Genomic DNA, 20,381 nt, shown 5'->3' with positions numbered 1-20,381 from the left:
TCTACGCGGGGGCTCGGACATTCCAGACGCCTTCGTAGCAACCCACAGCGGTCATGCTCAGACGAGACGAAGCACCGGCCGGCTGTCTGGCATCCCGAGCAACTCCCGTACCCGCGCCGGCTTCCAGGCGAGTTCGTTCGCGAGGTCGCGGATGGTCAAACCCGTGTCCTGCTCGGCCAGCTCAAAAGTCGACCGCAGCATGGTGGGCTGTTCCCCGGGGAAGTGAATGAGAAGGCCCATTGCCCAGCTGCCCGCCGGTGCCTGGCCCCGCGACACCCTCGACCAGGCAGCCGCGCACATCGCCGAGCTGACTGGCCTGAACGCTCGTCCCGGCTGGCCCGAGGGCACGCGGCTGCTGGTCCGCAGAGAACGCCCCTCCAGACGTGACGAGAAGAAGCTGACCGCGTTCGAGAAGCACATCCGCTGGCGCTACCAGATCACCGCGACCAACAACCGGCACATGCGGTGCATCGCCGGCTCCCACCAAGCCCAGTGGCTCGACGCCCTGGCCCGTGCCCACGCCGTCGTCGAGGATCAGGTGAAAGCGAACAAGGCCATGTGACTGCGCGATCTCGGCCCTGCGGCCCTTACGAACGCCTCGGTCGGCGTGGATGGCGTGTTCAGGGCGGTGCACGCCAGCGCACGGTGGCTGTTCGCCAGCGCCGGCAGTTGCTTGTTGCAGCAGTGCGTCCACACCGAGGTCCTTAATCGTCCCACTACTGAACCTGGATCCACCGGGTCGATTCCGGGTGAGTGATTTCAGGTGATTTCGGAGTGGGTTTCCGCTGGTGGGCGTGGGTGGTCGCCGGGTGGCCGTCCCGGTGGCGGGGTCTCCGAGGTTCTTGGTCGTGGGGCGGGCGGGGCGGCGGGGTGGTCAGGTCCGCAGGCGGCAGCCAACCGTTGTCCACAGGTCGGTGAACTCCTGCCGCCACGGCCAGTGTTGGGGCAGGTGAAAGGTCAGGGTGCGCCCACCGGCCGCCAACCTGGCGGGGACGGCGAGGAGTTGGCGGCGGATGGTGCCGGTGCGGGCTTTGGCATGGAAGGCGGAGGCGAGGGCGCCGGCCGCGCGGGTGAGGTTGTGGGCGAGTGCGGCGAGGGTGAGCCAGGCCGCGTTCGCGGTGAACCTGCCCGAGGGCAGGTGCCCGAGCGCGGAGTCCTCCAGGTCGGCGAGGACCTGCTCCACGATGGCGTGCGCGCGGTGGTACCGCTCCGCCTCCACCAGCGGGTAGGGGCTGTCGGTGAACACCGCGTGGAAGCGCCACACCTTGAACAACTCGCCCTGCCCGTCCGGGACATGGGCGTCGTTGAGGCGTCTGACGCGGCGGACCAGGAGCCGGGCGGTGGTGCGGTAGCGCTTGGCCTTGCCGGCGAACGCGGTGTACTCCACCTCGGCGACCTGCGCATCCGAGACCCAGCGCTGCTCGTCCCTGCCCCAGATCGCCTTCGGGTACTTGATCGCCGTCCAGGCGTCCTCGCCGATGGCGGCGATCGTCTCGCGGATCTTCTTGCGCTGGGCGACGGCGAGGGAGAAGTGGGCCTTGGCGCGGCGGCAGGCGGCCACGACCTTGTGGGAGAAGAACGCGGAGTCGGCGCGCACGATGACCGTGCCGGTGGCGCCCATGGCCCGAACGGCCCTGATGGCCTCGGCGATCAGTGAGGCGGCGCCTTTGGCGGAGCCGGCCGAGCCCTTGCGCAGGCGGGAGGCGACGATCACCGGCGCCGCGAGCGGAGTGGAGGCGGTCACGATCTGGAAGTGCAGACCCCTGACCTTGGTGTATCCGTGCTCGGCGCCCTGCTTGGCGGCCCCGTAGACCTGCTTGACCTTGGAGTCGATGTCCAGGTGGACGACCTGGTCGGATCCGGGCAGCAGGTTGCAGTGCGCGGCCAGATTGCAGGTGAACGCCCGCGCGGCGGACTCCAGTTGGCGCACATGTCCCCAGGTGAACGCCCGCAGGAACGAGCCGAGGGTGGACGGGGCGCGTACCCCGCGAAACGCCTTCGCCATCGCGCCGTGCCGCAGCACGCCCATGTCGTCGATGCTGTCCGCGCCGGCGAGCATGCCCGCGACCAGCGACATGACCTTCGCGTCCGGCGCAGCCCCGGCCCCGTTGCCCGCGCCGGACAGGCGGACCTTGTCCCGGACGAGCTCCGGGAGGCCGCACCGCTCGGCCAGGCGCACCGCCGGGGCCAGCCCGCCGTGCGCGAGCAGGTTCGGGTCATCGAACGCGGCGAAGGTCACCGCGGGACTGTGGGAAGATTTCACTTACGGCGTGCCTTGTCCTGCTGCTGGTTGGAAGCGTAGAGAACTCCCATCCTTGCAGGTCACAAGGCACGCCTTCTTCATAGGGCCAGCGTCACGCGGTCACCGATCGGTGGATCCAGGCTGAAGCGTTCGCCGCGCATCCTTTCGGTAACTTCTGGTCCCGTCCGCCGCGAGCGGCTGATCGGACGGAGTCGCTGACCAGCCTTATCCCGTGCCACGGTGCCCAGGCACATTGCGATCGGCAGACACGGGAGAAGGGTCACCATGCCGCAGGAGATGACGTTGGGGGTGCCTCGGCGATTGGCCTCGGTGCCGCTGCCGCTGGCAGGCGAATCACTGCACAGCTGGGTCGAGCACGTAGCAGTGACCTATGAAATTGGTCGCAAGCAGACTATGTCTTTGCTCGGTCTGGAAACCGGAAGCAATCCCGGTAGGAGCCTTGGCTACTTCACTGCCCAGCTTGACGCTTCCCAGGCGGCCAACGTGAGCTCCGCTTCCGGGCTAACCCTCGATGAAGTGTTTGCGATGACGCTCAGCCCCTTGCACGTTGACGACAAAGGCCACCGAATACTGGATCGGTGGATCCATGTGGATGGAAGGAACAGTTTTCGCTCCACCAGGGAGCTGGCCGGAGTTTGCCCGAAGTGTCTGGCCGAGACGGATAATCGTTGGCCCCTTCGCTGGTGCAGGCCGTGGTCGGTGCTCTGTCTGAAGCATTCCTGCTACCTGATCCGAGAATGCACCACCTGCGGGGCAGCAATCCAGCCTTGGAGATTTCGCAACACCAGCCCAGGTCTGTGTGCGGGACCGGCGCCAGTGGGCTCCAGCCTCCGACGGCCTTCTGCGGCAGAATACGTCGCTCCTTCCTGGTGTGGAAAGCCGCTGAAGGAACTTCCAATACGTCTTACGCGAGATTGCCTCCTGCTGGAAATTCAAGCACGGCTCGATGGCTGGCCACTTGCGGACGGCCCGGGGCAGGAACAGGAGCGGTCTGCTGAGAATGACTTCAAAGTTCTGCTCAAACTGGCTTCACGGCACGCCGATCTAAGCCACCTTGCCGGGGCGGACAGAATCGTACGAAACGACTTCCCTTCACGTGCCCGCCACAGAAAATACTTCAACTCCTCCCGAGGGCTTGAAATGGCTGGCCTGGTCCGTATCGCAGGACAGCTGGCCGCCCATAGGGACATGGACGAGGCAGCCCGATGGCTCCTGTGGGACGAGGAAGCGGACTCCCCGCGCCAGTACCCCGATTACCCATGGAACGATAACGACATCTGGTCCTTCCTGCTGGCAAGCGAGCGCCTCTATCCAATTCTTCGTCTATCTTTGGGGTCGGGTGACTATGGCAGACTCGCCCGGCGTCGAACTATGTGAGTGGCAAGAAGGCTGGCACTCTGTCCGCAGCCAGTTTTCAACTCAGTAGACGGATGCAGAAAATCTGCAAATGAGTCGTTCGCTGGTCAAGTGGGCCACGCCCGAGGGAATTCGACGTTTCCTCGTACGGCCTCTACGATCGGCCTGATTCGCTCCCTGGATTGGATGGGTAGTCACGTGATCCAGGAAAAACGGAGAGGTCGAACAGGTAGATCGGCTGGGCGATTTCTGAGATCGGTAAATGCAAGTGAAGCACGCAGTGGGGCTTCTGCGAAAACTGTCCAAGCCGCCACGCGCAGGCATCTGGTGAGAACTAGCGTCCCTGGGTAAGGCCGATCCTTCTCCCTCATGGGCCTGCCGTGCTTCGCGAAGTACTTCCGGGAAAAGCGGAGAAGGAATCGTACGCCACGGGATTGGTGCCGGCCAAATACGTTGGAGTTGCTAGGAACAGGGCCATGGCGGCGATCTCCGACAGGTCCTGGAAGTCGGCGTGGGCCCGATTGCGAGAAGCCTCATCTTCAGCCTGAAGGCGAGCGAAAATTAGCCGTTGAAGGCGATACAGCTCGGGATCCCGCAACGGTGTCGCCTCTGCGTCCCGGAAACGCCCGGGACACCAGGGCTTCGGCGTAGTCGGGCGACGTCCGTTTTGTGATCACGTGAGGCCGAGGAGAGCGAGGGGCCGGGTGTGGTCGCGGGCGTTGCGACGGAGCGCGGCCGCGATGTTGGTGACGCCGGCGAGCTTCAGGGCGCCGATGGCCAGGTTGTGCCAGGTCGCCATCGCACGCGGCGCGTTGCCGGTCCGCAGCTGGGAAGCATCCTCGGCGAAGGTCGTGTCCCGGACATGGTGCAGGGCCTCGACGTGCCAGTGGTCGCGGACCAGCTTCGCGAGCTGGGCCGCGGTGGCCTGCTCGACTGCCAGGCTCGTCACGGCGTAGACGGTCTTGATGGTGGTCTTGCCGGACTTGCGGTCGGTGCGGCGGCGCTTGATCTGGATCGCTTGTCGGGCGCCGGGGAACAGCAGGTTGTTGACGGTGGCGACCTTGATTCGGCGGATCTCGGAGCGGCCGTGGCCGGTGTCACGGGTGCGGCCCAGGAGCGGGATGTCCTTCCAGGGAAGGGATCTGAGCTGCCTGCGGAGGTTCTTCTGGTTGCCCTTGGCGATCACGATGTAGTGAGCGTTGCGGTCCAGGAGGTACTCGGCGTGCTCGCGCTGGGTGTGCATCGCATCGCTCGTGACGACCAATCCGGCGAGGTCGGCGACGGTGTCGAGCAGCGGCTGGAAGCAGGTGATCTCGTTCGTCTTTTCGCCGACGTCGAGCTGGGCGAGGACCAGTCCGGTGATGTGCTCCAGCGCGGCGAGCAGGTGGATCTTGCGGCCGGTGGCCTTGGCGGCTCCGCGCAGGCTCTTGCCGTCCACTGCCAGAGCACGCGGGTCAGCGCCGGTTCCTGTCGTCGGGCGGCGGTCCGCGAGCCAGCGGCCGACGGCCCCATCCAGCGCGTCGCCGTCGATGCGGGCCAGCAGCCGGCGGACCGTGGTCTCGGCGGGCAGGAGACGCCGGGGCAGCAGCGGATCGGGACGGACGCCGAGCTGCTCAAGAACGTGCGTCGGCGCATCGCTGATCCACTCGCCGACCGCCAGCAGCGAGGTGGCCCCGGCCAGAACCGCACACGAGGTCAGCGCGAGGACGACGGCCAGGGCGTGTCGCACTCCGTGCGGGTCACGCGGGTCCGGCACCTCCGCCAGTCGCTCCAGCAGCCCCGGGACCTCCCCCGGCACGACCTCGGGACACTCGCGGAGCTGGTCAAGAGCAGGCGGGATCAGCGATGATGCGTCGGCAGGCACGGTCTTCCAGTCGGATCACGGGGCGTCGAGAACTCCATGATCTTGGAAGCCGTGCCTGTTGCGCTCCTGGCTCCCCTCAAGCTGGACCGTCACGAACCGGACGTCATGCGACAACGCCGAAGCCCTGCCCGGGACACCGTTGAGTCAGGTCAGTGCCGCGCTCCCCTGGGTCGCACGGCCACGAGCGCCGCGCGCGAGGTTGACCTCGCTGGCCCCGTACCTGCTTGCGGCAAACGGGACAGGCGGTGCCAAGTAGCACTTGTGAACCAGGCTGGAGCAGGCCCAGGGCAGTGGCCATGCCAAGGGCCATCGTCCGCTTTCGGCAGCGACGCAGGCTGGACAGAAGCGGAGTGCCCCGTAGTCGATCCAGGCCTCGGCCGTGACCTCGCGCCGGGAGGACGGATCAGCATGCGCCAGGTTTGTGGGTAGCGCCGTCCCCGCAAAGCGGCTCAAGGTGCGGTCCCGGGCTTCGCCCGACCGAAAGCCCTGTCGCGGCTTCAATCTGAGCCGCGGTCTAGTCATCCAGGCCGAAGACGGGGGTGCGCGCGGAGTCGAGAGGCAGTTGGGCGGGCGCATCGCCCGCAGCTATGACGCCAGTGGCCTGGGCGGCTTGGTCTCGGGTCACGCCAAAGTCAAGCGCCACGGCATCGAGTCGGCTCAGAAGAGGCTCTCCGGGCCAGGGAAGGGGAGCGGAAGTCAGCCGCTCTGAGGGAGAGGTCGCCGCCGCCGCGGGCCGGCAGTCGCGACGAGTGACGGCTTGGCTGGCTGGGCACCCTCATCTTGCGAGTTCGCGCCTCACAGGATCCCAGCCAGCCCACATCGAAGATCGAACACTCCCTGTAACCGGGAGTCGCCCACTGAAATCTTCCGCGCGGAACTGAAGAACCTAGTGAAATGAATCTTGCGCTACTGAAGTCTTTCGCGCCGTCCGACAAGGGGGGAGTGGGGGAGCGGCCGGTTTGCGCCCTTGTTGTGCTAGCACCTCGGCGCTAGCGTGAAGTATGGCCAAGAAGCAGCTGAACGTCAGGGTGGATGCGACCACCGCCGAGATGGCCCGGGAACGGGCCGAACAGCAGGGGATCAGCATGAACCAGTACATCGAGCGCCTGGTGCAGCAGGACATGGGCGAGGCGGGGCGCAACTTCGTGGACGCCGCGGCGCAGTTCATGAAGGAGCACGAGGCGGCGTTCCTCGCCGAGTTCGGGTCGCCGAGCGAACTCCAGGACGTGCGCCGTTGAAACTTGAGGTCGACCTCTCGTGGCTGCTCATGACCGCCGAGCAGTACACGCCCGGTGACCCGCAGGTCACCGACTACGGATCGCTGCTCGCGGCGATCACCAGGCACCAGGCCGAGATCTTCGACATCGCCGTCTACCCGGAGCCGCAGGACCGGGCGGCCGCGCTGATGCACCAGCTGATCCGGGTCCCCGCGCTGGAGCGCAACAACGAGCTGTTCGCCACCGCCGTGGCGTACGCGTACCTGGTGGCCAGCGGCTGCCGGGTGGCGACCACCGCGCGCGAGGTGCGCAGCCTGGCCCGGGCGATCCGGGAGGGCAAGCTCGGCATCACCGGGGTCTCGGAGCGGCTCGCCATGTGGGTGGTGGACGAGGCGGAGGAGGAAGAGGTCGGCGAAGACGGCGACGAGTGAGCCGCCGGACCGGTCGGACCGCAGGTCAGGGGCAGGGAGAGCGACGAGGCGTCCGCAGCCGGGATACCCTCGACGTTCCCCCGGCCCCTGACGATCCCGCGAGGATGCGACCGAGTTGCTGCAGGACATCGAGCCCTACCTGGTCTGCCCGCACTGCGCCCGCCCACTGACGCTGGACGGCCGCACGCTGCGCTGTCCGCAGGGCCACGGCTTCGACCAGGCCCGGCAGGGCTACGTCAGCCTGCTGGCCGGCGACGCGAAGGCGGGCACCGCCGACACCGCGGAGATGGTCGCCGCCCGCAGCGCCTTCCTGGCGGCCGGCCACTACGGCCCGCTGGAGCGGGCGCTCGCCGGGGCCGCGGCCGAGGTCGCCGCGGACACCGGCCTGGTGGCCGACCTGGGGGCGGGCACCGGCCACTACCTGGCGCGGGTGCTGGAGGCGCGGCCCGGCGCGGCGGGCGCCGCCCTGGACCTGTCGAAGTACGCGCTGCGGCGCGCCGCGAAGGCGCACCCGAGGATCGGCGCGGTGGTGTGCGACGCGTGGCGTCCGCTCCCGCTGCGGGACGGCGCGGCGGACGTGCTGCTGAACGTGTTCGCCCCGCGCAACGGCCCGGAGATGCGCCGGGTGCTGCGCCCCGGCGGCCGGCTGCTGGTGGCCGCCCCGACCTCCCGTCACCTGCGCGAACTGGTCGGCACGCTGGGCCTGCTGTCGGTGGACGAGGACAAGGACCGGCGGATCGAGGAGAAGCTCGGCCCGTGGTTCACGCCGGTGGGGCGCACGGAGGTGGAGTTCGCGCTGCGGCTGTCCCGGACGGACGCCGCCGCCGTGGTCGGGATGGGCCCGAGCGCCTGGCACACCGACCCCGCCGCGCTGGCCGCCGCCCTGGACGCGCTGCCCGAGCCGGTCGAGGTCACCGGTTCGGTGCGGATCACCGCGTACGAGTGACACACCGCCAGGGGGCCCGCGACGGTTGGGACTCGAAGGGGTGAAAGGGCGTCAGGAGAGACGTTTCTCCAGCTCAGTGCGGGCCTAGAGTGCACGGAGTGACCAGCGAAGCCCCCTTGGCCCCGCCCCCGGTCGGGCCGTCCGACCGCTCCTCCGCCCTCCCGGGCCGGCGCCCGCCCGCGGAGCCCGCCACCCAGGTGAAGCGCCCGACCGTCGAGGAGCTGCGGCTGACGTCCTTCAAGTCCTACCGCCGCGCCACCCTGCCGCTGTCGCCGCTGACCGTCCTCCACGGCCCGTCCGGGGCGGGCAAGTCCAACGCGCTGGACGCGCTCGGCGTGCTCTCCCGGCTCGCCCTCGGCGAGGAGATCAGACCCTCGCTGGACGGCACCGGCGCCCCCGGCGGCCCGCTCGCCGTCCCCGTGCGCGGCGGACTCGCCGGCTGCGTGCCGCACGGACGCAACGCGATCATCCTGGGCTGCACCGTCCGCTCCGCCGTCGGATCGATCCGGCTCGAAGTGGTGGTGCGCACCGACGAACGGGTCCGGATCGCCCGCGAATGGCTCACCCTGGACGGCCGGACCCTGATGGAGACCGGCGAACAGGACCTCGCCCGCGGCCGCGTCAACGTCACCTGGCACAACGACTCCCGGCAGGGCGACATCCGCGCACCCCTGTCCAGCAGCAGCCTGATCACCGCCCAACTCCCGCTGCGCGTAGCCGGATCGTCCAACGGCGAACGCAAGGTGCTGGCCGCCTCCGAACAGCTGCTCACCTCGCTGCGCGAAGTGTTCGCCCTGCACCCGGTGCCCGCCGCGATGCGCGGCTGGGCACGGCCCGAACCGCACGCCCGGCTGCTCGGCACCGCCGCCAACATCTCCGCCGTCCTCGGCCGCCTCAAGCAGGAGTGCCAGCGCCGCTGGGCCCGGCTGCTGCGCACCGTCCAGGCCGCCGCCCCGCACCCGCTGCTCGGCCTGGACGTCGCCCGCCGCGGCGAGGGCGCGCAGCAGCGGCTGATCGCCGTCTTCGACGAGGGCGTGCTCGGCCGCACCGGCGCCGACCAGGCCTCCGACGGCATGCTCCGGCTGCTCGCCTTCGCCGCCGTCCTGCTCACCGGCGCCGACGTGATCGACGTCGACCCGGCCGCCGAAGTCCCGGACGCGCACCGCCAGTTGGTGCTGCTCGCGGAGGACCTCGGCGCCGGCCTGGCGGTCGACCAGATCGCCGCGCTGCTGCGACTGGCCCGCGAAGTCACCGGCAAGGGCGACATCCGGCTGCTCGCCACCCTCCAGGACCCGGGCCCGGCGCTCGGCGCGGACGGCGTCGACCTGGTCGAGTGCCGCCGCGACCCGGCCACCGGCCACAGCCTGCTGCGCCGCGCCGAACCCGCCGCCCGGGTGCCCGTCCAGGGCGCCGCGCGGGGCGAGACCGCGGTGGTAGACCTGGGGGAATGAGCGACGAACTGACGGTGCCCGAACTCCAGCGGAGGCTGGCCGAGTTCGCGGCCGCCCGGAACTGGCAGCCGTTCCACACCCCGAAGAACCTGGCCTCGGCGCTGACCGTCGAGGCCGGAGAACTGCTGGAGGTCTTCCAGTGGCTGACGCCCGAACAGGCTGGCGCGGTGATGGCCGACCCGGACACGGCGCACCGGGTCCGCGACGAGGTCGCCGACGTGCTGGCCTACCTGCTGCAACTGTGCACCGTGCTGGAGGTGGACCCGCTGCGGGCGCTGGCGGAGAAGATCGAGCGCAACGAGAGCCGGTTCCCGGCGCCCTGACGCCGGTCGGGGCGCGGCCGACCGTTTCCCGGCGGGCGGGAGATTCGTCCGAATTTCCCTCCTGCGGAGGACCCGGGTTTTCCACAGGGCGGGGTTGTCCACAGGCGCGGCGAATCCGCTGGGAACGCCCGGCCGGCGGCGGCACGCTGAGCCCCTGACCGACCGCCGACGGACGGCGGCGGGAACGAGGGGAGCACACCGTGGAGGCACTGCGACTGATCAAGGCCGTCCGGCACGACCTGGCCGAGGCCCGGGCCACGGCGGACATCCTGCACGGGGCCCGGCAGTCCGGGCTGGTCACCGAGGCCGTCGGGGCGCGGATCGCCGACCTCGAGGGCGAGGAGTTCGCCACCCTCGGGCAGTTGCTGTCCGAGGCCGGCGCGCACACCGCGAGCTGCCTGCGGCAGACGGGCCGGGCCGACCCCGACGGGCCCGGGCCCGCACCCGCGCCGGTCGGGCGGCTCACCGAACTCGGTGAGCTGGAACCGGTGCTGGTGGAGCTCGCCGGGCTGCTGGAGGAGGCCGGCGAGAATCTGGTGGTGCTGGCCTGCGGCGCCGACACCGAGAGCCTGTACTGGAGCTGCATCGACGGGCTCGACGCGAACTCCGAATGCCGCGACCTGGTGGCCGAGTTGCTGCGCGAGCAGCGGCTGGCGACCGGCGACGGAACGTCACCGGACGGCGCGGAGACGGCAGTTGGGCCGGCGGGGAGCGGGGCCGTGCCCGGGGGCGGAGCGGTGCCGGAGGGCGGCGCGCCGCCGGGCGGGGCCCGGCGGGGCGAGCCGAGGCTCGTGGTCCCGCTGGGCCCGCCGATTCCGGCCTCCTGCGCTCAGCCGAGGGCGGAGCCGTCCGGCCCGCTGCGCGGCTCGGACTCCCGCAGGTCGGAGTCGAGTCCGGCCAGGTCGGTGTTGATCGAGGCGAGCAGCTCCTGCATCTGCTCCAGCAGCGACTTGGTGGTGACGGGCGCGCCGCCCGTGGCGGTGCCCGGTGCGGGCGGCTCGGTCCAGGGCTCGGACATGAGGGGGCCCCTTCAGCTCGGTGGTGCGGTGTGAAGCGCCGGGTGTCGACGCCGCCCGTCCAACGAGTCCCCGCCGCGCGCGGTCACCCCGGACCACCCGTAGCGGGCCAACCCCCGCGCGCGGTAAGCCCCAGGGGTGAGCCGAGTTTGCGAGCCCGGCCCCCGCTCGGCTACAGCGCCGAGCGGGGGGAGGGCGCACCCGGACCACCGCAGCGGCCGCGGTGCGACCGCCGACCGGACCGGACCGGGAAGGAGATCAGTTGTGCGCGTGCAGATCCGCGTTCAGACCGCCCCACGAGCCGGTCCGGGCGATCACCTCGACCGCGCCGGACTGCGAGTTGCGGCGGAACAGCAGGTTGTCCTGGCCGGACAGCTCCACCGCCTTCGCCACGGTGCCGTCCGGGGCGGTGACGCGGGTGCCGGCGGTGACGTACAGGCCCGCCTCCACCACGCAGTCGTTGCCCAGCGAGATGCCGATGCCGGCGTTGGCGCCCAGCAGGCAGCGCTCGCCCACCGAGACGACCTGCTTGCCGCCGCCGGACAGGGTGCCCATGATCGACGCGCCGCCGCCGATGTCGCTGTGGTCGCCGACCACGACTCCCGCGCTGATCCGGCCCTCGACCATCGAGGTGCCCAGGGTGCCCGCGTTGAAGTTGACGAAGCCCTCGTGCATCACGGTGGTGCCCTCGGCCAGGTGCGCGCCCAGGCGGACCCGGTCGGCGTGCGCGACGCGCACCCCGCTCGGCGTCACGTAGTCGGTCATCCGCGGGAACTTGTCGATGCCGTACACGGCGAGCTGCCCGCCCTGGGCGCGCACCGCCAGCCGGGCCTGCTCGACGTTGCCGACCGGCACCGGGCCGATCGACGTCCAGGCGACGTTCGCCAGCAGGCCGAAGATGCCGTCCAGGTTCTGGCCGTGCGGCTTCACCAGACGGGAGGAGAGCAGGTGCAGCCGCAGGTAGACGTCGTGCGCGTCCAGCGGCTTCTCGTCCAGCGAGGAGATCACGGTGCGCACCGCCACCACCTCGACGCCGCGCCGCCCGTCGGCGCGCAGCGCCTCGGCGGCGCCCGGGCCGAGCGCCCGCTCGGCCTCCTCGGCGCTCAGCCGGACAGTGCCCGACGGGCCGGGGGAGGCGGCCAGTTCGGGCGCGGGGAACCAGGTGTCGAGGACGGTGCCGTCGGCGGCGATGGTCGCCAGGCCGGCGGCCACCGCACCGCTTGCGGAAGTGGAGGTCTCAGCAGTCACATCCCGCACGTTAACCAATCGGGGCAAGGGCTGACCAACACGCTCACCGGACGGACAAAACCTGATGCCCCCGGACAACCCCTCCGGCCATACTCGACCGGGTGTTCGTATCGATCTCCACCACCGGCGCAGCCGAGCATCCTGCCTCCGACCTGGGCTTCCTGCTGCACAAGCACCCCGACAAGGTGCAGCGCTTCCCCACCGCGCACGGAACCGCGCACGTCTTCTACCCCGAGTCCGGGGAACGGACGTGCACCGCCGCGCTGCTGCTGGAGGTCGACCCCGCGGCGCTGCTGCGGCACGGCCGCGGCAAGGGCCGCTCCGGATCGCCCGACCTCGCGCTCGCCGAGTACGTCAACGACCGGCCGTACGCCGCGTCCTCGCTGCTCGCGGTGGCGCTGCGCACGGTGTTCCGGTCCGCGATGAAGGGCGAGTGCACGCACCGCCCCGAACTGCCCGGCCGCGCCCTGCCGTTGCGGATCGAACTGCCCGCCGTCCCGGTGGCCGGCGACGGGCCGGCCCTGGTGGAGCGGCTGTTCGCCCCGCTGGGCTGGCAGGTCGAAGCCACGCCCGTCCCGCTGGACGAGTCCTTCCCCGAGTGGGGCGACTCCCGGTACGTGCGGCTCGAACTCACCGGCACCCTGCGGCTCGCCGACGCGCTCCAGCACCTGTACGTGCTGCTGCCGGTGCTGGACGGCGCCAAGCACTACTGGGTCGCGCCCGACGAGGTCGACAAGCTGCTGGCGGCCGGTCAGGGCTGGCTGGCCGACCACCCCGAACGGGCCCTGATCGCCCGTCGCTACCTGTCCCGCCGCTGGTCGCTGACCAGGCTAGCGATGGAACGCCTCGCCATGGCCCGACTGGCCGAGGCTGACGACCGCGAGGCCGAGGAACTCGACAACGCCGTCCCCGACACCCCGGAGGAGGTGACCGACACCGACCCGACGACCACCGCCCTCGCGGCCGACGCGGCGTCAACTCCGCCGCAGGCAGCCGAGGAGCCGGTGCCGGGAGGCTCCGCCGAAGCCGTCGCCTCCGAGCCGGCCGACGGCGACGCCGGGCGCAGCGAGTCGCTGGCCTCCCAGCGGCGGACGGCGATCCTGGCTGCGCTGGCCCGCACCGGCGCCGCCCGGGTGCTCGACCTGGGCTGTGGGCAGGGCGAGTTGGTCGGTGCGCTGCTCAAGGAGCCCCGGGTGTCCGAGGTGCTCGGCGTCGACGTGTCCTCCCGGGCGCTGACGATCGCCGCGCGCCGGCTGCGCCTGGACCGGATGTCGGAGCGTCAGGCCAGCCGGGTGCGGCTGGTCCAGGGCGCACTGACGTACACCGACGCCCGGCTGAAGGGCTACGACGCGGCCGTGCTGTGCGAGGTGATCGAGCACCTCGACCTGCCCCGGCTGCCCGCGCTGGAGTACGCCGTGTTCGGCGCGGCCCGCCCCGCCGCCGTCGTGGTCACCACGCCGAACGCCGAGTACAACGTGCGCTGGGAGAGCCTGCCCGCCGGGCACCTGCGGCACGGCGACCACCGCTTCGAGTGGAGCCGCGCCGAGTTCACCGCCTGGGCCGAGCAGGTGGCCGACGGCTACGGCTACACGGTCGCGTTCGAGCCGGTCGGCCCGGTCGACCCCGAGGTCGGCGCGCCCACCCAGCTCGCCCACTTCCGCCTCGCCGAGCCCGCCACCACCGCCGAACCCGTTACCGGCACCGAACCCGTTACCGCCGCGGCAGCAGCAACCGCCGCCGCGGCAGCAATCGCCGACCGCACCGACAGCCCGTCGAACGACCCCGCCCTGGAAGGGAGCGCCAACCGATGACCACGGAAACCCCGGAGGTCGGGACCCCGGAGTCCGGCACCCCGCGCGCCCGGCGCCTCCCCGTCACCGACGTCTCGCTGGTCGTGCTGATCGGCAGTACCGGCTCCGGCAAGTCGACCTTCGCCCGGAAGCACTTCCTGCCCACCCAGGTGATCTCCTCGGACTACTGCCGCGGCCTGGTCTCCGACGACGAGAACGACCAGTCCGCCTCCGCCGACGCGTTCGACGTGCTGCACTACATCGTCGGCAAGCGGCTCGCGGCCGGCCGGCTCACCGTGGTCGACGCCACCAACGTCCAGCAGGACGCCCGCCGGGCGCTGGTCGCGATCGCCCGCGAGCACCACGTGCTGCCGATCGCCATCGTGCTGGACGTCCCCGGCGAGGTGTGCGCCGAACGCAACCGGGCCAGGCCGGACCGGCAGCTGCCGCCGCACGTGATACCCCGTCACCAGCGCGACCTGCGTCGCTCCTTGCGCGGCCTGGAGCGCGAGGGCTTCCGCAAGGTGCACGTGCTGCGCGGGGTCGAGGAGATCGAGCGCGCCGAGATCGTCCCGGAGAAGCGCTACAACGACCTGCGGCACCTGACCGGCCCGTTCGACATCGTCGGCGACATCCACGGCTGCCGCTCCGAGCTGGAGACCCTGCTCGGCCGGCTCGGCTACGCGCTCGTCCGCGACGAGCAGGGCCGCGCCGTGGACGCCGCGCACCCCGAGGGCCGCACCGCGGTCTTCGTCGGCGACCTGGTCGACCGCGGCCCGGACACCCCGGGCGTGCTGCGCCTGGTGATGGGCATGGTCGAGTCCGGCCACGCCCTCTGCGTCCCCGGCAACCACGAGAACAAGCTCGGCCGCTGGATGGGCGGCCGCAAGGTCACCGTCTCGCACGGCCTGCAGGAGTCGATCGACCAGCTGTCCGCCGAGAGCGACGAGTTCCGGGCCCGGGTGCGGGAGTTCATGCGCGGCCTGGTCAGCCACTACCTGCTCGACGGCGGCGCGCTGGTGGTCTGCCACGCCGGCCTGCCAGAGAGGTTCCACGGCCGGGCCTCCGGCAAGGTCCGCTCGCACGCGCTGTACGGCGACACCACCGGCGAGACCGACGAGTACGGCCTGCCGGTGCGCTACCCGTGGGCCGAGGAGTACCGCGGCCGCGCCCTGGTGGTCTACGGCCACACCCCGGTGCCGGTGGCCAGCTTCCTCAACAACACCATCTGCCTGGACACCGGCTGCGTCTTCGGCGGCAGCCTCACCGCGCTGCGCTACCCGGAGCGGGAGATCGTCGCCGTCCCGGCCGAGCAGGAGTGGTACGAGCCGGTCCGCCCGCTGCGCGCGGACGCGCCCGGCGGCCGGGAGGGCCGTCCGCTGGACCTCGCCGACGTGGCCGGCCGCCGCGTGGTGGAGACCGCCCGGCTCGGCAACGTCGCCGTCCGGGAGGAGAACGCCGCCGCCGCGCTGGAGGTGATGAGCCGCTTCGCGCTCGACCCGCGGCTGCTCGCCTACCTGCCGCCGACCATGGCGCCCTCGCCGACGTCCCGCCGCGAAGGCTTCCTGGAGCACCCCGAGGAGGCGTTCCTCGCCTACCGGCACGACGGGATGCGGCAGGTGATCTGCGAGGAGAAGCACATGGGCTCGCGCGCCGTCGTCCTGGCCGCCCGGGACGACGCCGCCCTGGACCGGCGCTTCGGCCTGCCCGGCCCGGGCGCGATCTGGACCAGGACCGGCCGCGCCTTCCTCTCCGACGAGCAGCTCACCGGCGCGATCCTCGACCGGCTGCGCTCCGCCGCCGAGCGGGCCGGCCTGTTCGAGGAACTCGGCACCGGCTGGCTGCTACTGGACGCCGAGCTGATGCCCTGGTCGCTGAAGGCCGTCGAACTGCTGCGCCGCCAGTACGCCGCGGTCGGCGCGGCCGCCGGCGCCGCCCTGCCCGCTGCGATCGACGCCCTCGCCGCGGCCGCCGCCCGCGGCCTGGACGTGGCGGAGCTGACGGACCGCCAGCAGGAGCGCGCCGCCGACGCGCTGGCCTTCACCGAGGCGTACCGGCGCTACTGCTGGCCGACCGAGGGGCTCGACGGCATCCGGCTGGCCCCGTTCCAGCTGCTCGCCGCCGAGGGCGCCAACCTGGCGCTGCGCCCGCACACCGAGCACCTCGACCTGATCGACCGGCTGGTGGCCGCCGACCGGCAGCAGGCCGAGGAGGCGGGCGCTGCCCAGGTGCTGCACCGCACCGGGCGGATGCTGGTCGACACGGAGGACGAGTCCTCGGTGGCCGCCGCCGTGGCCTGGTGGGAGGAGCTGACCGGCGCGGGCGGCGAGGGCGTCGTCGTCAAGCCGGTCGAGGCTCCGCACCGGGACGCCACCGGGCGGCTGGGCCAGCCCGGCCTGAAGGTCCGCGGCCGCGAGTACCTGCGGATCATCTACGGCCCGGACTACACCCGGCAGTTGGACCGGCTGAAGCAGCGCTCCCTCGGTCACAAGCGCTCCCTCGCCCTGCGCGAGTACGCGCTCGGCCTGGAGGCGCTGGACCGGCTGGCGGCCGGCGAGCCGCTCTGGCGGGTGCACGAGGCGGTGTTCGCCGTGCTGGCCCTGGAGTCGGAGCCGGTCGACCCCCGGCTGTGACCGGCGGGTGACCGGCGGGGCAGCGCGCCCGGCCGGGGCCGCCAGGACGGCGGTCCCCGGCCGGGCGTTTGCATGACTATTCCATCACTCGTATACACTTCCCGTCTCAGTCCGTTGACCGACCCAGGAGACCGGTATGGCGTTCAACCTCCGGAACAGGCACTTCCTCAAGGAGCTCGACTTCACTCCCCAGGAGTTCCGCCACCTGGTCGACCTCGCCGCGCAGTTGAAGGCCGCCAAGTACGCCGGTACCGAGCAGCCGCGGCTGCGGGGCAAGAACATCGCCCTGATCTTCGCCAAGACCTCCACCCGCACCCGGTGCGCGTTCGAGGTGGCGGCCCACGACCAGGGCGCGTCCACCACCTACCTGGACCCGGCCGGCTCGCAGATGGGCCACAAGGAGTCGATCAAGGACACCGCCCGGGTGCTGGGCCGGATGTTCGACGGCATCGAGTACCGGGGCGACGGCCAGGCGATCGTCGAGGAGCTGGCCGCGCACGCCGGCGTCCCGGTCTGGAACGGCCTGACCGACGAGTGGCACCCGACCCAGATGCTGGCCGACGTGCTCACGGTCCAGGAGCACTCCACCAAGCCGCTCGCCGAGACCACCCTGGTCTACCTCGGCGACGCCCGCTCCAACATGGGCAACTCGCTGCTGGTCACCGGCGCGCTGCTGGGCATGGACATCCGGATCGTCGCCCCCGCTCGGCTCTGGCCCGCCGACGACGTGCAGAAGGCCGCCCACGCGCTGGCCGAGACCAGCGGCGCCCGGATCACCCTGACCGAGGACGTCGCGGCGGGCGTGGCCGGCGCGGACTTCCTGTACACCGACGTGTGGGTGTCGATGGGCGAGCCCAAGGAGGTCTGGGCGGAGCGCATCGCGCTGCTGAAGCCCTACCAGGTCTCGATGGACACGGTGCGCGCCACCGGCAACCCGGCGGTCAAGTTCCTGCACTGCCTGCCCGCGTACCACGACCTCGGCACCGAGGTGGGCCGGCAGATGTTCGAGCTGACCGGCATGGCCGAGCTGGAGTGCACCGACGAGCTCTTCGAGTCGGCGCACTCCGTGGTCTTCGACCAGGCCGAGAACCGCCTGCACACCATCAAGGCCGTGATGGTGGCCACCCTCGGCTCCTGACCCCGGGTCAGCAGCCGGAGCGGGCTCAGAAGTCGACGTCCACGCAGGCCGCCCGGTCGGCGGCGGCGTGCGCCCCGGCGCCGGGGCCGGCGTGCAGCACCACCGAGTGCGCCTCGTCGGCGCGGAACTCCCACGGGACGGTCGCCGAGGCGCGCCCGGCCCCGTCCGGGTCGGTGCGCAGCGTCATCCGCACCTCGTTGTCCGCGGCGTCCGAGCCCGCCACCTGCTGGTAGTGCGGTCCGGACGCCGCCGGGTCGGTGCCGCAGTAGCCGGTGTGCACGTGCGCCGGGAACTCGTGCGACGCGGCCGCCCCGGTGAGCTCCACCGAGACGGTGGTCCGGCCGCCCGCCCGGTGGACGGTGACCCGCGCCTGCGCGCCGTACGGGACCAGGTCGGGGGCGTGGGTGACCGCCCGGGCCGGGACGATGCCGTCCGCCCGGTCGAAGGGGGCATCGACCACCTGGTCGGGAGCCGCGGCGGGGATCTCGGGCGGGCCGATCGGCAGCAGGGCGAGCGGCACCAGCAGCGCACCGGTGGCGGAGGACAGGGGCATCGCGGACCTTCCGACGGGCCGTCAGGGAACACGCCCACGGTGGCCGCCCCGCGCCCCGCCGCGCACGCCGCCGTGCCGCAGCCGGGCCCGCAGTCACCCGTACGAGAACGCCCGGTCGGGCAGAGGTCCGGGTGCGGGGATCCGGCGGGGCGTCAGCCGGCGGCGGTGATGCCGCGGATCTCGCAGCGCGGCCCGCTGGCGCGCATCAGCCGCAGGTCGGCGGTGATCAGCGGGGCGCCGCAGTGCTCGGCGACCGCGACGTACGCGGCGTCGTCCGGCGTGAGGTTGTCCTTGAGCTCCCAGATCCGGCCCAGCAGCGGGGCGATCTCCACCTTGCGGATCGTCAGCTCCGGCAGTCGGCGGGCGACTTCGGCCGCCTGCTCGGCGGTGACCTCCTTGGCGAGGTAGAGGCCGCGCAGCGACTGCATCACCTCGATCAGCACGTGCTCGGGCGCGACCCAGTCCGGGTCGGCGGCCAGCGCGGCCCGGGCCGCGGCCCCCCGCGGTCCCTGGTCGGCGAGCGAGAGCACCACCGCAGAAGCGTCCACCACGATCACCCGCCCACGGTAGCCCGCCGCCCCGTCGCCCCGGCACGCGGGTGGCCGCCCGAGCTGCGGGAGGACCACCGCCGCGCCGCCGCTACGGAGTGGCGACGGCGGACGCGCCCGCCGCCTTGATCCTCGCGTCCGGCCGCTGCTTGGGGTTGACCGCGGGGTCGGTCTCCATCCGCCGGGCGGCGTCCTCGGCGGCCTTCCGGTCGATGACGGGCTGCCAGCCCGGGCTGAGCACCCAGTTCGAGATCTCGGCCCGGGTCACCACCGGCTCGTTCCCGTCGGTCCCGGTGGCGAGCATGAGGATCTGTACGTCGTCGGGCCGGACCAGCTCCGACAGGTAGCTGATCTGCTGCGACTCGTCCTGCCGGAGGTAGACCGTGCCGCGCTCGCCGTCCTTGCCCTTGATCGGCACGCACTGGTCGGTGTCGGGGTGCCCCTTGCAGTCGAAGCCGCCGGTGGGTGGCTGTTGCGGTCGGGGCGAGGCCACCCGGATCTGGAGGGTGCCGGTGTGCCCGCTGTCGCGGTCGAGCAGGCGGACGGTGATCGTGGTGCGCACCTCGGCGTCCGAGGGGGAACCGTCGCCGTCCCAGCTGTCGACGACCAGTTGGGGCCGGAGCAGCTCGCGGAGCGTCACCATCGCGGCGGAGCCGGTCAGCGGCACCCGGTCGGAGGGCAGGGTGCTCTGCACCGAGGGGGCAGCGGAGGCCGGCGGGGCGCCGAGGTCGCCGGTGCCGGGCGAGACGGCGGTGGCGGGCGGCCCGGGGTGCAGCAGCAGGCCGCCGGCGACGGCCAGTCCGGCGACGGCGGCGACCGCGCCGGTGAGCGTGGCCCGCCGGCGCAGCCGGATGGCGTCGCCTCGGGCGGTGGCCCCGGTGACGAGCAGGCCGAGGTCGGGCGCGGCGTCGCCGACCGCCCGCTCGAAGACGTCGCTCAGCTCCTGCTCGGGCATCGGGGGTCGCTCGCTTTCTGACGGCCCGCGGGTCGGGTCGTGGTGGGGAGGGGCGCGGTCACGGGACGAGGGTGTCCAGTTGGGGGGCGAGTCGGCGGCGCAGCCGGGTGAGGGCGCGCAGGGCGCGGACCCGGACGGCGCCGGGGGAGAGCTGGAGTTCGGCGGCGGTCTCCTCGACGCTGCGGTCCTCCCAGTAGCGCAGCACCAGGACGGCGCGGTCCTTGGGCGGCAGTTCGGCGAGCGCGGCGAGCAGGGCGACGCGCAGGGCCGGGTCCTGGTCGGGGGCGGCCTGTTCGGGGAGGAAGTCCAGGCCGGGGAGCTCGCTGCTGCGGCGCAGCCGCCGGTGGGAGAGGTAGCAGCGGAGCAGCACGGTGCGGGCGTAGGCGACCGTGTTGTCGGCCTGCCGGACGCGTCCCCAGGAGGCGTAGATGCGGGCCAGCGCGGTCTGGGTGAGGTCTTCGGCGAGGTGCCAGTCGCCGCAGAGCAGCAGGGCGGTGCGGAACAGCGCGGTGCCGCGGGCGTGCGCGAACTCCTCGAACTCGCGCCGCTCCTCGGCCCGTCGTCGCCCCACCGCCATCCGCACCCCTTGTCACGTGCCGCGTCCGCCGGCCGGTCGCGGCGCCGTCCGGTACTGAAGACAGACGTGCCG

Annotated in this window: 19 protein-coding genes and 1 pseudogene; 11 read left to right on the top strand and 9 right to left on the bottom strand. The window is 72.0% G+C overall.

From position 1 onward, the window contains the following. Positions 1-57: 57 nt before the first annotated feature. On the bottom strand, positions 58-201 hold the full coding sequence (locus KCH_RS41280) for a hypothetical protein (protein ID WP_244305314.1): 144 nt from the start codon (positions 199-201) through the stop codon (positions 58-60). 25 nt (positions 202-226) lie between these two features. Here KCH_RS41280 and KCH_RS13195 point away from each other — a divergent pair, with 25 nt between their 5' ends. Continuing rightward, entirely contained in the window at positions 227-562 is a 336-nt protein-coding gene (locus KCH_RS13195) for a hypothetical protein (RefSeq protein WP_051653024.1), read from the top strand. Positions 563-874: 312 nt separating this feature from the next. Here the strand turns inward: KCH_RS13195 and KCH_RS13190 are convergent, their stop codons facing one another. Then, positions 875-2,263 carry an IS1380 family transposase gene (locus tag KCH_RS13190; RefSeq protein WP_035862832.1) on the bottom strand — a complete coding sequence of 463 codons (1,389 nt, stop codon included), beginning with the start codon at positions 2,261-2,263 and terminating at the stop codon, positions 875-877. Positions 2,264-2,527: 264 nt separating this feature from the next. Here KCH_RS13190 and KCH_RS39555 point away from each other — a divergent pair, with 264 nt between their 5' ends. After that, complete coding sequence (locus KCH_RS39555; RefSeq protein ID WP_157032033.1) at positions 2,528-3,640, top strand: TniQ family protein; 1,113 nt, start codon at positions 2,528-2,530, stop codon at positions 3,638-3,640. Between the two features lie 811 nt (positions 3,641-4,451). Here the strand turns inward: KCH_RS39555 and KCH_RS13185 are convergent. Next, positions 4,452-5,348, bottom strand: a pseudogene (locus KCH_RS13185) (ISAs1 family transposase); the annotation flags it as partial. A 279-nt stretch (positions 5,349-5,627) separates the two neighbouring features. Continuing rightward, complete coding sequence (locus KCH_RS47195) at positions 5,628-6,005, bottom strand: TniQ family protein (protein ID WP_425268767.1); 378 nt, start codon at positions 6,003-6,005, stop codon at positions 5,628-5,630. Between the two features lie 479 nt (positions 6,006-6,484). On the opposite strand from KCH_RS47195, the gene KCH_RS13180 reads away from it, so the two are divergent. From KCH_RS13180 to KCH_RS37245, 6 genes are all read left to right on the top strand, one after another. Further along, positions 6,485-6,721 carry a toxin-antitoxin system HicB family antitoxin gene (locus KCH_RS13180; protein WP_035862820.1) on the top strand — a complete coding sequence of 79 codons (237 nt, stop codon included), beginning with the start codon at positions 6,485-6,487 and terminating at the stop codon, positions 6,719-6,721. Beyond that, a complete protein-coding gene (locus tag KCH_RS13175; RefSeq protein WP_035862817.1) occupies positions 6,718-7,131 on the top strand; it encodes a hypothetical protein in 414 nt (137 codons plus the stop codon). Before KCH_RS13180 ends, KCH_RS13175 begins: the two co-directional genes overlap by 4 nt. Positions 7,132-7,246: 115 nt before the next feature. Further along, the gene (locus KCH_RS13170) at positions 7,247-8,077 is read left to right on the top strand and encodes a putative RNA methyltransferase (protein WP_035862815.1); all 831 of its coding nucleotides are present in this window, start codon (positions 7,247-7,249) and stop codon (positions 8,075-8,077) included. A 98-nt stretch (positions 8,078-8,175) separates the two neighbouring features. Next, positions 8,176-9,528, top strand: coding sequence for an AAA family ATPase (locus KCH_RS13165; RefSeq protein ID WP_157032032.1), 1,353 nt, complete (start codon positions 8,176-8,178; stop codon positions 9,526-9,528). Next, positions 9,525-9,851 (top strand): nucleotide pyrophosphohydrolase, encoded by a 327-nt coding sequence (locus KCH_RS13160; protein ID WP_035862813.1) that lies wholly within the window; start codon positions 9,525-9,527, stop codon positions 9,849-9,851. The genes KCH_RS13165 and KCH_RS13160 overlap by 4 nt, the downstream gene beginning before the upstream one ends. 200 nt (positions 9,852-10,051) lie before the next feature. Further along, entirely contained in the window at positions 10,052-10,903 is an 852-nt protein-coding gene (locus KCH_RS37245) for a DUF6099 family protein (RefSeq protein WP_051653022.1), read from the top strand. 222 nt (positions 10,904-11,125) lie between these two features. Here the strand turns inward: KCH_RS37245 and dapD are convergent, their stop codons facing one another. After that, a complete protein-coding gene (gene dapD / locus KCH_RS13150) occupies positions 11,126-12,115 on the bottom strand; it encodes a 2,3,4,5-tetrahydropyridine-2,6-dicarboxylate N-succinyltransferase (RefSeq protein ID WP_425268766.1) in 990 nt (329 codons plus the stop codon). A 101-nt stretch (positions 12,116-12,216) separates the two neighbouring features. On the opposite strand from dapD, the gene KCH_RS39545 reads away from it, so the two are divergent. From KCH_RS39545 to argF, 3 genes are all read left to right on the top strand, one after another. Continuing rightward, positions 12,217-13,926 (top strand): 3' terminal RNA ribose 2'-O-methyltransferase Hen1, encoded by a 1,710-nt coding sequence (locus tag KCH_RS39545; protein WP_084223552.1) that lies wholly within the window; start codon positions 12,217-12,219, stop codon positions 13,924-13,926. Further along, positions 13,923-16,538 (top strand): polynucleotide kinase-phosphatase, encoded by a 2,616-nt coding sequence (locus KCH_RS13140; protein ID WP_035862810.1) that lies wholly within the window; start codon positions 13,923-13,925, stop codon positions 16,536-16,538. The genes KCH_RS39545 and KCH_RS13140 overlap by 4 nt, the downstream gene beginning before the upstream one ends. Positions 16,539-16,674: 136 nt before the next feature. Beyond that, positions 16,675-17,676, top strand: a complete 1,002-nt coding sequence (argF, locus tag KCH_RS13135) for an ornithine carbamoyltransferase (RefSeq protein WP_035862807.1) — start codon at positions 16,675-16,677, stop codon at positions 17,674-17,676. A gap of 25 nt (positions 17,677-17,701) precedes the next feature. On the opposite strand, the gene KCH_RS37240 is transcribed toward argF, so the two are convergent. From KCH_RS37240 to KCH_RS13115, 4 genes are all read right to left on the bottom strand, one after another. Next, complete coding sequence (locus tag KCH_RS37240; protein WP_051653021.1) at positions 17,702-18,229, bottom strand: hypothetical protein; 528 nt, start codon at positions 18,227-18,229, stop codon at positions 17,702-17,704. 152 nt (positions 18,230-18,381) lie between these two features. Continuing rightward, the gene (locus KCH_RS13125; RefSeq protein WP_035862804.1) at positions 18,382-18,786 is read right to left on the bottom strand and encodes a type II toxin-antitoxin system VapC family toxin; all 405 of its coding nucleotides are present in this window, start codon (positions 18,784-18,786) and stop codon (positions 18,382-18,384) included. A gap of 82 nt (positions 18,787-18,868) precedes the next feature. After that, complete coding sequence (locus KCH_RS13120; RefSeq protein ID WP_035862802.1) at positions 18,869-19,732, bottom strand: hypothetical protein; 864 nt, start codon at positions 19,730-19,732, stop codon at positions 18,869-18,871. A gap of 58 nt (positions 19,733-19,790) precedes the next feature. Continuing rightward, positions 19,791-20,309, bottom strand: coding sequence for a SigE family RNA polymerase sigma factor (locus KCH_RS13115; RefSeq protein WP_051653020.1), 519 nt, complete (start codon positions 20,307-20,309; stop codon positions 19,791-19,793). Positions 20,310-20,381: the final 72 nt, after the last annotated feature.

Source organism: Kitasatospora cheerisanensis KCTC 2395 (assembly GCF_000696185.1).
GTDB classification, from domain to species: Bacteria; Actinomycetota; Actinomycetes; order Streptomycetales; family Streptomycetaceae; genus Kitasatospora; species Kitasatospora cheerisanensis.
This window is presented reverse-complemented; position numbering and strand designations above follow the sequence as displayed.

Coding starts and splice junctions, on each gene's coding strand:
- KCH_RS13195 (WP_051653024.1), top strand. CDS start 227: ATGAGAAGGCCCATTGCCCAGCTGCCCGCCGGTGCCTGGCCCCGCGAC.
- KCH_RS13140 (WP_035862810.1), top strand. CDS start 13,923: ATGACCACGGAAACCCCGGAGGTCGGGACCCCGGAGTCCGGCACCCCG.
- KCH_RS13160 (WP_035862813.1), top strand. CDS start 9,525: ATGAGCGACGAACTGACGGTGCCCGAACTCCAGCGGAGGCTGGCCGAG.
- KCH_RS47195 (WP_425268767.1), bottom strand. CDS start 6,005: ATGACTAGACCGCGGCTCAGATTGAAGCCGCGACAGGGCTTTCGGTCG.
- KCH_RS13115 (WP_051653020.1), bottom strand. CDS start 20,309: ATGGCGGTGGGGCGACGACGGGCCGAGGAGCGGCGCGAGTTCGAGGAG.
- KCH_RS41280 (WP_244305314.1), bottom strand. CDS start 201: ATGCTGCGGTCGACTTTTGAGCTGGCCGAGCAGGACACGGGTTTGACC.
- KCH_RS37240 (WP_051653021.1), bottom strand. CDS start 18,229: ATGCCCCTGTCCTCCGCCACCGGTGCGCTGCTGGTGCCGCTCGCCCTG.
- KCH_RS13180 (WP_035862820.1), top strand. CDS start 6,485: ATGGCCAAGAAGCAGCTGAACGTCAGGGTGGATGCGACCACCGCCGAG.
- argF (WP_035862807.1), top strand. CDS start 16,675: ATGGCGTTCAACCTCCGGAACAGGCACTTCCTCAAGGAGCTCGACTTC.
- KCH_RS13120 (WP_035862802.1), bottom strand. CDS start 19,732: ATGCCCGAGCAGGAGCTGAGCGACGTCTTCGAGCGGGCGGTCGGCGAC.
- KCH_RS39555 (WP_157032033.1), top strand. CDS start 2,528: ATGCCGCAGGAGATGACGTTGGGGGTGCCTCGGCGATTGGCCTCGGTG.